Genomic DNA, 14,007 nt, shown 5'->3' with positions numbered 1-14,007 from the left:
GTTTCGGCGGGGAGTCCAGCCGTAAATGCGACTTTGATGCATTTTAATGCGAGACAGCTTGGTTCGTTGTCGAGGGCTGATCAGGCTGCGCGACCGCCGGTCGCCTCGGCATGGCCGCTCAGAATGCGGTCCGCGAAGCCGGCGATCAGCCGCAGCGTCGCGTCGGCGGCTTCGCGATGCGGCGAATGCCCCGCTCCCGCGAGCAATTCGACTTCAAGCGGGCAATAGCATTCCGAACGCGCAATCTCGATCTGCCGCACCGTTCCGTATTGGTCGTTCTCGCCCTGCACGATCTGCAGCGGCACCCGGATGTAGGCAAGCGAGTCGGCGATGTCCCAGGCGCGAAACGCCGGATCGAGCCAGGCATCGTTCCAGCCGTAAAAAGCATTGTCGACGTCGCCGTGCCAGCGCGCCAGCTTGGCACGCAGCTCGGTCGCCTCGTACGTCGTCCGAATCGCCGCGATCGACGCCACCGAAATGTCTTCGACGATGAAGTGCGGCGCGATCAGCGAGACCCCGCGAACGCGGTGATCGGCGACACCACCCGCATACAGCGCCGCAATCGAAGCCCCGTCAGAGTGGCCAACCAGCAGCCCGCGGCGAAAGCCGATCTGGTCAAGCACCCGCGGCAGCACCTGCAAAGCCTCGCGATGCATGTAGTCGAGCGGGCGCGGCAACGCGGCACGCGTCGAGCGGCCATAGCCGGCGCGGGAATATGCGAACACGCCGGCACCGGTCGCGGCCGCGAGCTTGTCCGGAAGCTCGCCCCACAGCGCCGCCGAGCCCAAACCTTCGTGCAGCAACACAAGGGTCGGTGCGACGTCCGGCTGCGGACCGGTGAAGCGATATTCCAACTGGGCGCCGTCGATCGCCAGCGTGCCGGTCGGGCTCAAGCCTGCCATTGTTCTTCCTTTTGTCATCGGCCTTGCGCACTGACTTTAATCGATCAGCACTACGCCGCGCAGGTTTCGCCCGGCGTCGAGGTCGGCATAGCCTTGGTTGATCTCGTCGAGCCGATAGGTTCGGCTGATCAGCTCACCAAGCTTGAGATCGCCGCGGCGATACAGGCCCAGCAGTTCGGGGATCTGCACGCGCGGGCTGGCAAAGCCGTACACCGCGCCCATGATCGCCTTCTGAGTGGCGAACAGTTCCAGCGGCGGCACGTCGATCTGCTTGACGGTGTCGGGCGTGATCGCAGTGACCACGACGTTGCCGGCCTTGGCGGTGGCACGAAACGCCGGCAGCAACGTTTCGGCTGGGTTGATGCAGACGAAGGCGTGATCGACACCGACGCCTTCAGTCAACGCCTGCACGGTGCTGATCAGCTCGTCGCCTTGCGCCGTGGTGCCGTGGGTGGCGCCGAAGCTCCGCGCCCATTCCAGCTTCGGTGCGACGATGTCGGCAGCGATGATCATCGACGCGCCGCAGAGTTTTGCGCCCTGCACCACGTTCATGCCGTCGCCGCCGCAGCCGACCACCAACACCGTATCTCCCGGCTTGACGCGCGCGCGATGGCGCGCCGCGCCGACACCGGCCGGCACGCCGCAAGCGATCAGGCTGGCATGGTCGAGCGGAATATCCTTCTCGATCACCAGCACCGAGGCCTGATCGACGACGGTGGCTTCGGCAAACGCTCCGATCATGCAGAACGCGCCAACGCCGTGGCCGTCGGCGTCGCGCCGGCGAAAGCTGCCGTCGAGCTGCGGCCCATGCGTGATGCGCGGCCCCTCGGCGCATAGATGATGCAATCCGCGCTGGCACCAGCGACAACGGCCGCAGCCGGGAATGAAGGTGAGCACCACGTGATCGCCCGGCGCAACGCCCTGCACCTGATCGCCGATCGCCTCGACGACACCCGCGGCTTCATGCCCCAGCACCATCGGCTGCATCGCAACACGGCGCTCGCCACGCATCACGTGATAATCGGTGCGGCACAGGCCGATCGCGGCGAGCCGCACCAAGACCTCGGTCGGCTGCGGCGGATCCAGCACAATCCGCTCGACGCGGAGCGCCGCGCCGACCTCCCGAAACACCGCCGCCCGAATGTCCATGCCCGCACGTTAGCAGCGGCTCGCAGGTTTTCAACGCGCCTCCGCGGCACAGTACGGGTGATTGCTTTGCAACATGGCGCTGCAATGCAACATAATTTCGTACCGGAATGCACAAAATAGTTGATGGCGATCAAGGAACCGCGAAACCCGCATGGGGTGTAGTTCGCCTAATCAAACTTGGAAACGCTCTCGATGGCTTCGAAGCTGACCGGTGGTGATCTACAGGTCATCACCCGGATCGCCGTGTTTCGCGGACTGAAGGCGGAGACCGTCGCGCACATGATCGCGCCGGCCACCGCGATCAGCCTGCGGCCGCGCGAGTCGATCGTGCGCCAGGACGAGCCGGCGACCGCGTTCTTCATCGTCGTCGGCGGCTGGGTCAAGCTGTTTCGCAGCAATCTGGCCGGCGACGAGGCCGTGATCGAAATCATGAGCCGCGGCGGCAGTTTCGCCGAAGCCGCAGCGCTGACCGGCCACCGCTATCTGGCCAACGCCGAAGCCGTCACCGACGCGCGGGTCGCGCGAATCCCTGCTGATCATCTGGTCCGCTGCATCCGGGCCAACCCTGATATCTCGGTGCCGATGATCGCTTCGATCTGCCAGCACATGCACCATCTGGTGCAGCGGGTCGAACAGCTCAAGGCGCAGAGCGGGGTGCAGCGGCTCGCCGAATTCCTCGCCTCGCTGGCGATCGCCGAGCACGGCTCCTGCGCGCTGGTGCTGCCCTACGACAAGGCGCTGATCGCCGGTGAGTTGGGGTTGACGCCGGAATCACTGTCGCGGGCCTTCGCCAAGCTGCGCAGCATCGGTGTCACCGTCGAGGCGTCGCAGGTCGCCGTGCGCGACGTCGCAAGGTTGCGCAAGCTGGCGACGGACGGCCGCAGTGCGGTGCGCGGCAAGCTGCAGGCCGTGCGCTAAGCGCTCATTCGCGAATGGCCGCCTCAGCCCTGCGCCAGCGAGGCAAACAGCTCGGCCGTCACGCGGCTCGCCAGAGCCGCCGCGACGACGCGCCGGTAGTTGGCCGGCATCAGCGTCGTCCGCATCGGCTGCACTTGTTTCTGCACCAGCCGATCGATCTCGCGCAGTATCGCATCGTCGAGCGGTCGCTGCGAAAAGACGGCGGTCTCGGCGAGCAGGAACGGCCTTGAATTGGTCCCCGTCAGCGCGATGCGAAGCTGCGCGATCTTGGAGCCGGAACGCGTCAGCGCAACCGCTATGCCGGCCAGCGGGTAGTCGATTGCGCCGCGCTGCCGCACCTTGACGTAGCGCGACGCGGGCGAGTCGGGCGGCAACCGCACCGCAACAACAACCTCGCCCGGCCGCAGCGCGAGATGCGCCCGTCCGTCTTCAACATACAATTCACCGAGCGCGATGCGGCGCCGGCCGCCCGGCCCGGCGATCTCAACCTCGGCGCCGAGCACCAGCAGGGCCGGCGCGAGATCGCCGCTGAAGGCGGCGTGGCAGCGGTTGCCCTTCGGGGCGACGTGACAAGTGTCGCCGCGATTCTTCAGGCAGTACGCATTAGCCTCGCGCCACCATTCGGTCTGATTGTAGTAGATGCAGCGGGTGTCGAGGCAGAGATTGCCACCGACGGTGCCGAGCTTGCGATGACCGGGCCCCGCCACACTGCGAGCAGCTTGGCTCAGCGCCGGATAGCGGGCCGCGACCAAGCCGTCGGCGGCGAGGGTCGCCACGGTGACCCCGGCGCCGATGGTCACGCCGCTGCCATCTGCGACGAGCCGCTTGATCTCGGCAATGCCGGTGGTGTCGATCAGCGTCTCAGGCTGAGCGATGCCGCGCCGCATGTTGACGAGCAGATCCGTGCCGCCGCCGAGCAGCCGTCCTCCCGGATGCGCCAGCAGTGCGGCGATCGCCTCATCGACCGAGCCCGGACGAAGCAAATTCAACGCGTTCAGGCCCGTCATGAGGCGGCCCTCACCGCCACTGCGCGCTTCGCTTCGCGCCGCCGCCGCGCCAGAGCCTCGACGACGCGATCGGGCGTCGCCGGCAGATCATCGAGATCGATGCCGATCGCATTGGCGACGGCATTGACCATCGCCGGCGGAAAACCAGCGAGCGCACCTTCGCTGGCCTCCTTGGCGCCGAACGGCCCGAACGGATCGACGCTTTCGACGATCGCGACCTCGATCGGAGGCGATTCGATCATCGTCGGCATCCGGTATTCGAGAAAGCTGGCATGGGCAGGCAGCCCGTCGAGATAGCGCGTCTCCTCGCACATCGCCTGCCCCATCCCCATCCACACCGCGCCCTGCACCTGCCCGACCACCGCGAGCGGATTGATGGCGCGGCCGCAATCCAGCGCCGCCCAGACCTTGTCGACGGTGATCAGGCCGGTCGCGTCATCGACGCTGACCTCGACCACCTGCGCCGCGTAGCTGAATCCCATAGTCGAACCGACCGCGCCGCCGCGATGTTTGCCGCCCTGCGATTCCGGCGGGCAGGTGAAAGTGCCCTTGACCGTGATGGCGCCCTCGTCGACCAGCGCGGCTTTGGCCACTTCGGCGAAACCGAGCGCGGCCTGGGCACCGCTGCCGATGAAGAAGCTCTCGCCGGCACACTCGATCTGCTCCGGCGCGGCTTCGAGCTTGCGGGCTGCCGCCGCGATCAGGATCTGTTTCAACTTCGTCGCCGCATCGATGGCGGCGTTGCCGACCATGAAAGTGATGCGCGACGAATACGCGCCATTGTCCTTCGGAGTGATCGCGGAGTCTCCGGAGATCACCCGGACCCGGTTCAGCGCGATGCCCAGCGTTTCGGCGACCGTGATCGCCACCACGGTCGACGATCCCTGGCCGATGTCAGCGGCACCGGTCAGCGCGGTGACGCCGCCGTCGAAATCGAGCCGCAGCGCCACCACCGCGTGGGGCTCGCCGGTGAAATGGATCGGCTTGGCCGAGCCGCTGACATAGTGCGAGCAGGCCATGCCGAGGCCTTTGCCCGGCGGCAGCCGGCCGATCCGCTCGCGCCAGCCGCTGGCACGCTCGACCTTGTCGAGACACTCGGCGAGGCCGTAGCTGTTGACCATCAGATCGTTGAGCGTGCGCGTCGGCGCCGCCAGCAGATTGGCACGGCGCACCGCAAAAGCATCGAGGCCGAGTTCACGCGCCATCCGGTCGACCAAATTCTCGAAAGCGTGACGGACGTCGACCGAGCCGTGCCCGCGCATCGCGCCGCACGGCGGCAAGTTGGTATAGACGCGGTAGCCGTCGTATTTGACCGCCGGAATGTCGTACAAACCCTGCAGCAGCGCGCCGGCATACAGGATGGTGACGATGCCGTAACCCGCATAAGCACCGCCGCGCTGCACCACTTCGCATGAGCAGGCGGTGAGCCGGCCGTCGCGGCGCATGCCGATCGTCAAGGTGATGTCGGTCTGCGGCCGAGCGCGGTGGGTGATGAAGGTCTCTTCACGGCTCAGCCGCATCGACACTTTGCCGCCGGCCTTACGGGCGAGGAGCGCGGCGATCACCTCGAAGTTCAGCACTTCCACCCGCGCGCCGAAGCCGCCGCCGACGAACGGCTTGATCACCCGCACAAGCGACGGATCGATCTCGAGGCAGCGCGCCAGCATCAGGTGCAGATAATAGCCGACCTGTGACACGCTCTGGGCGGTCAGCCTCCCGGTGGCCGGATCGTAATCCATCAGGCAGGCATGCGGCTCGATCTGGGCGTGGTTGACCTCCGCACAATGGTGCGTGTGGGTACGGACCAGGTCGGCGGCTTCGAAGCCCGCGGCGAGATCGCCGAACTCGTTGTGAACTTCGCGTTCGATATTGCCCGGCTTGTTGTCGTGCAGCAGCCAGGCATCCGGGGCGCGCGCAGCCTCGGACTCATAGTAGGCCGGGCGCTTTCGGAATTCGCATTCGATCAGGTCGAGCGCGCGCTGTGCCGTCTCTTCGTCGACGGCTGCCACCGCGGCGATCGGTTCGCCTCGATACCGGACGCGATCACGGGCCATCGGATATTCGTTCATCGCGATCGGCAGCACACCGTAGGTGATGGCGCAGTCCTCCCCGGTGACGATCGCCGCGACGCCCTTCAGCGCGAGCGCCTTGCTGATATCCAGCCGGGCGATTTCGCCATGACTGATCGGACTGCGCAGAATGCGCGCGACCAGTGCGCCGGCATGATCGAGATCCGCGGTATAACGCGCTCGCCCGGTGACTTTATCGATGCCGTCGACCAGCGGAACGCCGGCACGGTCGAGGCCTCCCTGAAACGCGGAACCGCTCATGGCGCGATCTCCGCGGCGGCCTGCACCGATTCGACGATCTTGGCGTAGCCGGTGCAACGGCAGAGATTACCTGACAGAGCCGTCCTGATCTCGTCGTCGGTCGGGGACGGATGGCGGCGCAACAGACCTTCGGCCGCCATGATCATGCCGGGCGTGCAGAAGCCGCATTGGGCCCCGAGCCGCTCGTGAAATGTCTGCTGCAGCCGGTGCAGCCGCCCATTCGCCGCCAGGCCCTCGACCGTCTCGACGTGACGTCCCTCGCAGCGCACCGCCAGTACAAGGCACGACGGAGTTGCTTCGCCGTCGATTAGCACGGTGCAAGCACCGCACTCGCCGCCGTCGCATCCTATCTTGACGCCGGTGAGCCCGGCGATATCGCGCAAGTAATCGACTAGCAACATGTCGTCGGTAACCGCGTCCTCGCGCCATCGGCCATTGACGTTCAGGCCGAGCAGCCGCTTGCGGCGTCGCAGCATCGTTTCATCCATGGGTCGCTCCCTTGCCCCAAGACTGTCGGCGCGGGAGGACGGCATCCATGACCAAAGTCAAGCGATCGTCACGCCACAACAGTCGACTAAGCGCTTAGCAAAAATCAAGGAGATCACTCCGGGCGAACGCTTAGATCACTCCAATTCATAGACGTTGGAGGGAACCATGCCGCTACGCGACTACAACGCGGCGGTCGATTTCGTCGACCGCAACGTTGCGGAAGGCCGGGGCAGCAAAATCGCCTTCATCGATCCGCAGCGCAGCTTGAGATACGGTGAGCTGCGCGACGCCGTCGCACGCGTCGGCCCGATGCTGGCACGCCTCGGCGTCGAGCAGGAAAACCGCATTGCGCTGGTGCTCAAGGACACCGTCGACTTCCCGATCCTGTTCTGGGGCGCGATCCGCGCCGGGATCGTTCCGGTGCTGCTCAACACCCGGCTGAATGCGGATCAGTATCGCTATCTGCTGGAAGATTCGCGATCCAAGGTGGTGTTCGCGTCGTCGGAATTCCTGCCGGCAATTGAGGAGGCCGCGGCCGATCTGCCGCATCTGCGCACGGTGGTCACCGTCGATGACGCTTCCCCGTCAACCCTGCAACTGGCTGAGCTGCTCGCCGCCGAGGACGAAGGCGGCGCCCCCGCTGCGACTTGCGCGGACGACATCGCCTATTGGCAATATTCCTCGGGCACCACGGGGATGCCGAAAGGCGTGATGCACGTGCATTCGAGTCCGCGCGTCATGGCCGAAAATGCCGGCCGGCGGATCGGCTATCGCGAAGATGACGTGGTGTTCTCGGCAGCCAAGCTGTTTTTCGCCTATGGGCTCGGCAACGCGATGTTCTGCACCATGGGGATCGGCGCCACCTCGGTGCTGTACCCCGAGCGGCCGACTGCCGACTCGGTGTTCGATACTTTGCAGGCACATCAGCCGACGATGCTGTTCGCGGTGCCGACACTGTACGCGGCAATGCTGGCCGATCCGCGCTCCCGCACCGAGGCACTCCCGGACCGGCTGCGGCTGTGCGTCTCTGCCGGCGAACCGCTGCCGGCGCAGGTCGGGCTCAGCTGGCGCAATCGTTTCGGCCGCGACATCGTCAACGGTGTTGGCTCGACCGAGATGGGCCACCTGTTCCTGACCAACCTCCCACACGCCGTGGAATACGGAACGTCAGGTGTGCCGGTCGACGGCTACCGGCTACGGCTGGTCGACGAGAGCGGAGACGACGTGGCCGACGGCGAGATCGGCGAATTGCTGGTCAACGGCCGCTCGGCCGCCGCGGGCTATTGGAATCAGCGCGACAAGACACGCACTACATTCGTCGGTGAGTGGACCCGGACAGGCGACAAATATCACCGGCGCGCCGATGGCGTTTACACCTATTGCGGACGAACCGACGACATCTTCAAGGTCAGCGGCATCTGGGTGTCACCCTTCGAAATCGAACAGGCGCTGATGAGCCACCCCAAGGTGCTGGAAGCTGCGGTGATCCCCGCCGAGGACGTCGACGGGCTTGTCAAGCCAAAGGCGTTCGTCGTGCTGTCATGCTGCGCCGAGGTCGACCCCAACGCACTGTTCGAAGAGCTGAAAGACCACGTCAAGTCCGCGATCGGGCCGTGGAAATATCCGCGCTGGATTCAGATCATGGACGATCTGCCGAAGACATCGAGCGGCAAGCTGCAGCGCTATCTGCTGCGCGAGATGACACTCGGCGGAGTGGACGCGACGGAAAACACGCGCGCTGACCGCGTGGTGTATGGACGCGCCGCCGCCGGCAGCGGACGATGACAACCAAGTCGGCGCTTGCGGGTGCAGCGCAACATCAGCAAGACTGACGATGCGACCATCGGCCTCATTGGCGTCTCGCAAAATGATCTGGCCCGATGTAATAGTCGCAATAAAGTACCGAAAAAGCAAAATGACGAGCTGATCGCTCGCGAAGGGAAGACCGAGGGGAGGACTACCATGATCGATCGACGTCGTCTGTTGTCGCTCGGAGCGTCGGCTGGTGCCGCGCTGGCCTGCGGCCCGTTTATTCGCCCGTCCTACGCGCAAGCCGGCGCCCTGAAGGTCGGCCTGCTGCTGCCCTATAGCGGGACTTATGCACCGCTCGGCGAAGCCATCACCCGCGGCCTCGAGCTGTATGTGCAATCGCAGGGCGGCACGCTCGGCGGCAGGAGCATCAGCTTCGTCAAAGTCGACGATGAATCCGCACCGCCGAAGGCCACCGAACTCACCACCAAGTTGATCCAGAGCGAGAAGGCCGACGTGCTGATCGGCACGGTGCATTCCGGCGTGGCGATGGCGATGGTGAAGATCGCCCGCGAGGACGGCATTCCGACCATCGTGCCGAACGCCGGAGCTGACATCATCACCCGCGCGATGTGCGCCCCGAACGTATTCCGCACCTCGTTCGCCAACGGCCAAATCGGCCGCGCCACCGGCGATGCCATGATCAAGGCCGGCCTGAAAAAGGCTGTGACTGTCACCTGGAAGTATGCGGCAGGCGAAGAGATGGTGTCCGGCTTCAAGAAGTCGTTCACCGCCGGCAAGGGCGAAGTGGTCAAGGACATCACCATCGCGTTTCCCGACGTCGAATTCCAGTCGGCGCTGGCCGAGATCGCATCGCTGAAGCCGGATTGCGTCTATGCGTTCTTCTCCGGCGGCGGCGCGCTGAAGTTCATCAAGGACTATGCGGCAGCCAATCTCGGCATTCCGCTGTGGGGACCGGGCTTCCTCACGGATGGCGTCGAAGCCGCGGCCGGCCCGGCCGGCGACGGCATCAAGACCGTGCTGCACTACGTCAGCGACCTCGACAACGCCGAGAACCAGGCGTTCGTCAAATCGTTCGAGGCGGCCTACAAGATCCCGCCGGACGTCTTCGCGGTGCAGGGCTGGGACGCCGGGCAACTGCTCGACGCCGGCCTCAAGGCTGTCGGCGGCGACGTCGCTAAGCGCAAGGAGCTCAATGCCGCGATGGCGGCGGCGAGCTTCGCCAGCCCGCGTGGACCGTTCAAATTGTCGGCCGCGCATAACCCGGTGCAGAACTTCTATCTGCGCGAGCTGAAGGGCGGCAAGAGCGTCAATCTCGGCCTCGCCTCACCGGCGGTGGCCGACGAAGCGATCGGCTGCAAGCTGAGCTGACAACTGCCCGACTGAGGGTTCGGCAGCGGCCGGCGCATCGTCGCCGTCCGCGGCCCTGCCCGACCGATATCGGTGACAGGTTCCCATGAGTCTCATTCTGATCCAGGCGCTGAACGGCCTTCAGACCGGACTGGTGATCTTTCTGGCCGCCAGCGGCCTAACACTGGTGTTCGGCATTCTCGGCGTCATCAATCTCTCGCACGGCTCGTTCTACATGCTCGGCGCCTATCTGGCGCTGTCGCTGACCGGCATGTTCGGCGACGTCTTTCTGGCACTGGTTGTCGGCATCCCGCTCGCCTTCCTGCTCGGTCTGGCGATCGAGTGGCTGTTCATCCGCCACCTCTACGATCGCGATCACCTGCAGCAGGTGCTGCTGACTTTCGCGCTGATCCTGATCTTCAACGAATTCCAGCAGGTGGTGTGGGGTTCGTATCCGCACTCGATCCCGGCGCCTGGCTATCTGGCCCACAGCGTCCGGCTCACCGAAGGCCTCAGCTATCCGGTATATCGGCTGGCCTTGATGGCGATCTGCGTCGCGCTGGCCATCGCGATGGCGCTGGTGATTCAGAAGACCCGGATCGGCCGCCTGATCCGCGCCGCCGAATCCAACCGCGAGATGGTCGAGGCGCTCGGCTTCGACTCGCGGCTGATCTTCCGCATGGTGTTCGCCACCGGCGTCGCACTGGCCGCTACCGCCGGCATGCTGGCGGCCCCGATCGAAAGCGCCTATCCAGGCATCGGCGACCGCGTGCTGATCATCTCCTTCGTGGTCGTGGTGATTGGCGGCATTGGCTCGGTCCGCGGCGCATTCATCGGATCGCTGCTGATCGGCATGGCCGACGCGTTCGGCAAGGTGTTCCTGCCGCAATTCTCCAGCATCATCATCTACGCGCTGATGGCGCTGGTGCTGGTGATCCGCCCGGCCGGGCTATTCGGGCGGGCCTGACGATGCTGACCCGTCCCAACCTCGTTGTCATCCTATTCTTCACGGTGCTGCTCGGCTGCCTGCTGGCGCTGCCGTTCGTCGCCGGACCGTATCCCGTGAAGTTGATGACCCGGATCGTGATCATCGCGACCTTCGTGCTCAGCCTTGACCTGCTGATCGGGGTCACCGGCCTGGTCAGTTTCGGGCACGCCGCGTTCTTCGGCTGCGGCGCCTATGCGGTGTATTTCGTCTCGCCGGAAGCGGAAGCCGCCAACGTTATCGTCGCGCTCGGCGCCGGCTTAGTTGCCGGCGGGGTTGCCGCGCTGGTGGTGGGCGCGTTCGCGACGCTGACGCGCGGCTTCTATTTCATCATGGTAACGCTGGCCGCCGGCCAGATGCTGTTCGCGCTGTTCCACGACACCGACATCGCCAAGGGCTCGGACGGCGCCTACATCAACGTCAAACCCGAACTGACGCTGGGCGGCCTGACGCTGCTGGATTTCTCCGACCGCCGGCAATTCTATTACGTCTGCGTCATCGTGCTGATCGCCGCCTATGGCCTGCTGCTGGCGCTGGTGCGTTCGCCGTTCGGCCGGGTGCTGCAGGGCATCCGCGCCAACGAGGTGCGGATGAGCTCGCTCGGCTACGACACCTACCGCTACAAGCTCGCCGCCTTCACCATCGCCGGCATGGTGGCGGGGCTTGCCGGAGCGCTGTTCGCCTCGATCGACGGTTTCGTCACGCCCGACCTGCTGAACTGGCATCAGTCCGGTCTCGCCATCATGATGGTAGTGCTGGGCGGCGCCGGCACGCTGTTCGGCCCGATCCTCGGCGCGCTCGCCTACTCGTCGTTGGAAGAACTACTGAAGACCGCCAGCATCGTCGGCTCGCTGGTCGCCGACCATTGGCGGCTCGGCACCGGCGCGACGCTGATCGCCGCGGTGCTGATGTCGCCGGACGGCCTCGCCGGCCTGTTGAACTGGCGGCGCAAGCAGCCGCAGGCCACACCCGCGCGGCCTCCGGTGGACGAACCGCAGCGTCCGGCGAAGACCGCGAAGGCCCTGGCGACCAGCCATCTCAGCAAGAACTTCAACGGCATCGCGGCGGTCAGCGACGTCACCGTGACGTTCGAGCCCAACAAGGTCCACGCCATCATCGGCCCCAACGGCGCCGGCAAGACCACCTTCACCAACCTGTTGTCCGGCGCGCTGCCGGCAAGCGCCGGCAGTGTGCAGATCGACGAGCTCGACGTCACCGGCTGGCCGGCCTACCGGATCGCCCGCGCCGGCCTCGGCCGCTCCTATCAGCGCACCAACATCTTTCCGCGCTTCACCGTGCGCGAGAACTGCGTGCTCGCCGCACAACTCGACAAGGGCGCGTTGTGGCGGCTGCGCGATGCGCCATATCGGGCGCGCGAACACGCCGCGGTCGACCGCGCCCTGCGGGTCGCAGGACTCGCCGATCGCGGCGACAGCATTGCCGGACGGATGTCGAATGGCGAGCAGCGGCAGCTCGAAATCGCAATGCTGATCGCCAGCGGCGCCGATCTCTTGATCCTCGACGAGCCGCTGGCCGGGATGGGGCCGGAGGAAACCCAGCGGGTGGTGGCGCTGCTGCGCGACCTGGTGCGCGACCACACCGTGATCGTGATCGAACACGACATGGATGCGGTGTTCGCCGCTGCCGATACGCTGACGGTGCTGGTGCAGGGCAAGCTGTTCGCCCGCGGCCGGCCCGACGAGATCCGGCGCAACGAAGCCGTGCTCGAAGCCTATCTCGGCCATCATGCCAAGATGAAGGAGTCGGCATGACCGCATCGGCACAGGCGATGCTCGACGCGCGCGGCATCGACACCTTCTATGGGCCCAGCCACATCCTGCGCGGCGTGAACTTTCACGTCGGCCGCGGCGAGACGGTCAGCCTGCTCGGCCGCAACGGCATGGGCAAGACGACGCTGCTGCGGACTCTGATGGGCCTCTTGAAGCCGAAGCGCGGCGCGATCCTGCTCGACGGCCGCGACGTCACGGATGCGAGGGCCAATATCAAGGCACGCGCCGGCATGGGGTTCGTGCCGGAAGGCCGCGGCATCTTCCCCAACCTGTCGGTCGAGGAAAACCTGCTGTTTGCGGCGCGCCCAGGTCCCGACGGCCGGGTCGACTGGACCCAGGAAGCGATCTACCAGATGTTTCCGCGGCTATTCGAGCGGCGGCGGATCTGGGGCAATCAGCTGTCCGGCGGCGAGCAGCAGATGCTGACGATCGGCCGGGTGCTGCTCAGCAATCCCAGCATCCTGCTGATCGACGAAGCGACCGAGGGTCTTGCGCCCAAGATGCGCGACGCGATCTGGGAAACGCTCGGCATCATCGCCCGCAAGGGCATCTCGATCGTGATCGTCGACAAGAACCTCGACGATCTGGTCGACCTGGTCGACCGCCACGTCGTGCTGACCAAGGGACAGGTGGTGTTCGAAGGCACCTCGGCCGAGCTGCTCGCCGATCAGAAGATGGTCAGAACCATGCTGGGCGTCTGAACCGCCTCGTCTCAAAGATCAATCGACGCCCGGCGCCGTGGCTGCATAATCCGCATCAGGAGCCGGGATCACGCGGCACCACGAGGGAGGACAACGCGATGAGTGGCGCAAGCAGCATCACCGCGGCGGAGCCGTGCCGCGATGTGCAGATCCGGCCCGCTGCTGCGACTGACGTGGCGCGCGTGGTGGCGATCGACGAGGCTGCGACCGGCGAAGCCAAGCCGCGGTATTGGCAGAGCCTGTTTGAGAGCTTCTCGCAGAGCCGCACCGGCTGCCGCGCCTTCCTGGTCGCCGAGCTGAAGGGCGAGGTGGTCGGCTTCATCTGCGGCGAAGTGCGGGATTTCGAGTTCGGTGCGGAAAGCTGCGGCTGGGTGTTTGCGTTGACCGTCGATCCTGCGATAAGGGTGAACAGTATCGGCACGCAACTCTTTGAAGAGATTTGTCTAATTTTCACTCAGGCGGGGGTGAGGAAGGTTCGGACGATGATCGAGCACGACAATCAGCTCGTCATGGCGTTCTTCCGCAGCCAGGGCCTGATGGTCGGCCGGTTCATCGGAATGGAAAAGAATCTCGACTGATCACACCACCCCGACACGCTCGCGCGGTTTGTGGTCGA

At 65.5% G+C, this 14,007-nt stretch carries 12 protein-coding genes; 7 read left to right on the top strand and 5 right to left on the bottom strand.

Annotated features, from left to right (window positions below; all coding sequences use genetic code 11):
* Positions 1 to 80: 80 nt before the first annotated feature.
* On the bottom strand, positions 81 to 902 hold the full coding sequence (locus VRZ08_RS04365) for an alpha/beta fold hydrolase (RefSeq protein ID WP_107354163.1): 822 nt from the start codon (positions 900 to 902) through the stop codon (positions 81 to 83).
* Between the two features lie 36 nt (positions 903 to 938).
* Positions 939 to 2,051 carry a Zn-dependent alcohol dehydrogenase gene (locus VRZ08_RS04360; protein ID WP_414531689.1) on the bottom strand — a complete coding sequence of 371 codons (1,113 nt, stop codon included), beginning with the start codon at positions 2,049 to 2,051 and terminating at the stop codon, positions 939 to 941.
* Positions 2,052 to 2,243: 192 nt separating this feature from the next.
* Between VRZ08_RS04360 and VRZ08_RS04355 the strand changes: the two genes are divergently transcribed.
* The gene (locus VRZ08_RS04355) at positions 2,244 to 2,969 is read left to right on the top strand and encodes a Crp/Fnr family transcriptional regulator (RefSeq protein WP_164572451.1); all 726 of its coding nucleotides are present in this window, start codon (positions 2,244 to 2,246) and stop codon (positions 2,967 to 2,969) included.
* Positions 2,970 to 2,992: 23 nt separating this feature from the next.
* On the opposite strand, the gene hcrB is transcribed toward VRZ08_RS04355, so the two are convergent.
* The 3 genes from hcrB to hcrC are packed head-to-tail and all read right to left on the bottom strand — an operon-like array spanning position 2,993 to position 6,794.
* On the bottom strand, positions 2,993 to 3,976 hold the full coding sequence (gene hcrB / locus VRZ08_RS04350; RefSeq protein WP_414531688.1) for a 4-hydroxybenzoyl-CoA reductase subunit beta: 984 nt from the start codon (positions 3,974 to 3,976) through the stop codon (positions 2,993 to 2,995).
* Entirely contained in the window at positions 3,973 to 6,306 is a 2,334-nt protein-coding gene (gene hcrA / locus VRZ08_RS04345; protein WP_414531687.1) for a 4-hydroxybenzoyl-CoA reductase subunit alpha, read from the bottom strand. Before hcrA ends, hcrB begins: the two co-directional genes overlap by 4 nt.
* A complete protein-coding gene (hcrC, locus tag VRZ08_RS04340; protein ID WP_414531686.1) occupies positions 6,303 to 6,794 on the bottom strand; it encodes a 4-hydroxybenzoyl-CoA reductase subunit gamma in 492 nt (163 codons plus the stop codon). The genes hcrA and hcrC overlap by 4 nt, the downstream gene beginning before the upstream one ends.
* Positions 6,795 to 6,960: 166 nt before the next feature.
* On the opposite strand from hcrC, the gene VRZ08_RS04335 reads away from it, so the two are divergent.
* The 6 genes from VRZ08_RS04335 to VRZ08_RS04310 all read left to right on the top strand — a co-directional run bounded on the left by VRZ08_RS04335 (position 6,961) and on the right by VRZ08_RS04310 (position 13,969).
* Entirely contained in the window at positions 6,961 to 8,580 is a 1,620-nt protein-coding gene (locus tag VRZ08_RS04335; protein ID WP_414531685.1) for a benzoate-CoA ligase family protein, read from the top strand.
* 177 nt (positions 8,581 to 8,757) lie between these two features.
* Complete coding sequence (locus tag VRZ08_RS04330) at positions 8,758 to 9,936, top strand: ABC transporter substrate-binding protein (RefSeq protein WP_414531684.1); 1,179 nt, start codon at positions 8,758 to 8,760, stop codon at positions 9,934 to 9,936.
* Between the two features lie 85 nt (positions 9,937 to 10,021).
* Complete coding sequence (locus VRZ08_RS04325; RefSeq protein WP_414531683.1) at positions 10,022 to 10,882, top strand: branched-chain amino acid ABC transporter permease; 861 nt, start codon at positions 10,022 to 10,024, stop codon at positions 10,880 to 10,882.
* 2 nt (positions 10,883 to 10,884) lie between these two features.
* On the top strand, positions 10,885 to 12,672 hold the full coding sequence (locus tag VRZ08_RS04320; RefSeq protein ID WP_414531682.1) for an ABC transporter permease subunit: 1,788 nt from the start codon (positions 10,885 to 10,887) through the stop codon (positions 12,670 to 12,672).
* Positions 12,669 to 13,391, top strand: coding sequence for an ABC transporter ATP-binding protein (locus VRZ08_RS04315; RefSeq protein WP_414531681.1), 723 nt, complete (start codon positions 12,669 to 12,671; stop codon positions 13,389 to 13,391). Before VRZ08_RS04320 ends, VRZ08_RS04315 begins: the two co-directional genes overlap by 4 nt.
* Positions 13,392 to 13,489: 98 nt before the next feature.
* Positions 13,490 to 13,969 (top strand): N-acetyltransferase family protein, encoded by a 480-nt coding sequence (locus VRZ08_RS04310; RefSeq protein ID WP_414531680.1) that lies wholly within the window; start codon positions 13,490 to 13,492, stop codon positions 13,967 to 13,969.
* Positions 13,970 to 14,007 lie beyond the last annotated feature (38 nt).

It is taken from the genome of Rhodopseudomonas sp. G2_2311, from assembly GCF_047501505.1.
Classification (GTDB): domain Bacteria; phylum Pseudomonadota; class Alphaproteobacteria; order Rhizobiales; family Xanthobacteraceae; genus Rhodopseudomonas; species Rhodopseudomonas palustris_H.
The sequence above is the reverse complement of the archived record's forward strand: the minus strand, read 5'-3'. Positions and strand labels throughout refer to the sequence as shown.

Coding starts and splice junctions, on each gene's coding strand:
- VRZ08_RS04310 (WP_414531680.1), top strand. CDS start 13,490: ATGAGTGGCGCAAGCAGCATCACCGCGGCGGAGCCGTGCCGCGATGTG.
- VRZ08_RS04360 (WP_414531689.1), bottom strand. CDS start 2,051: ATGGACATTCGGGCGGCGGTGTTTCGGGAGGTCGGCGCGGCGCTCCGC.
- VRZ08_RS04330 (WP_414531684.1), top strand. CDS start 8,758: ATGATCGATCGACGTCGTCTGTTGTCGCTCGGAGCGTCGGCTGGTGCC.
- VRZ08_RS04335 (WP_414531685.1), top strand. CDS start 6,961: ATGCCGCTACGCGACTACAACGCGGCGGTCGATTTCGTCGACCGCAAC.
- VRZ08_RS04320 (WP_414531682.1), top strand. CDS start 10,885: ATGCTGACCCGTCCCAACCTCGTTGTCATCCTATTCTTCACGGTGCTG.
- VRZ08_RS04355 (WP_164572451.1), top strand. CDS start 2,244: ATGGCTTCGAAGCTGACCGGTGGTGATCTACAGGTCATCACCCGGATC.
- hcrA (WP_414531687.1), bottom strand. CDS start 6,306: ATGAGCGGTTCCGCGTTTCAGGGAGGCCTCGACCGTGCCGGCGTTCCG.
- hcrB (WP_414531688.1), bottom strand. CDS start 3,976: ATGACGGGCCTGAACGCGTTGAATTTGCTTCGTCCGGGCTCGGTCGAT.
- hcrC (WP_414531686.1), bottom strand. CDS start 6,794: ATGGATGAAACGATGCTGCGACGCCGCAAGCGGCTGCTCGGCCTGAAC.
- VRZ08_RS04325 (WP_414531683.1), top strand. CDS start 10,022: ATGAGTCTCATTCTGATCCAGGCGCTGAACGGCCTTCAGACCGGACTG.
- VRZ08_RS04365 (WP_107354163.1), bottom strand. CDS start 902: ATGGCAGGCTTGAGCCCGACCGGCACGCTGGCGATCGACGGCGCCCAG.
- VRZ08_RS04315 (WP_414531681.1), top strand. CDS start 12,669: ATGACCGCATCGGCACAGGCGATGCTCGACGCGCGCGGCATCGACACC.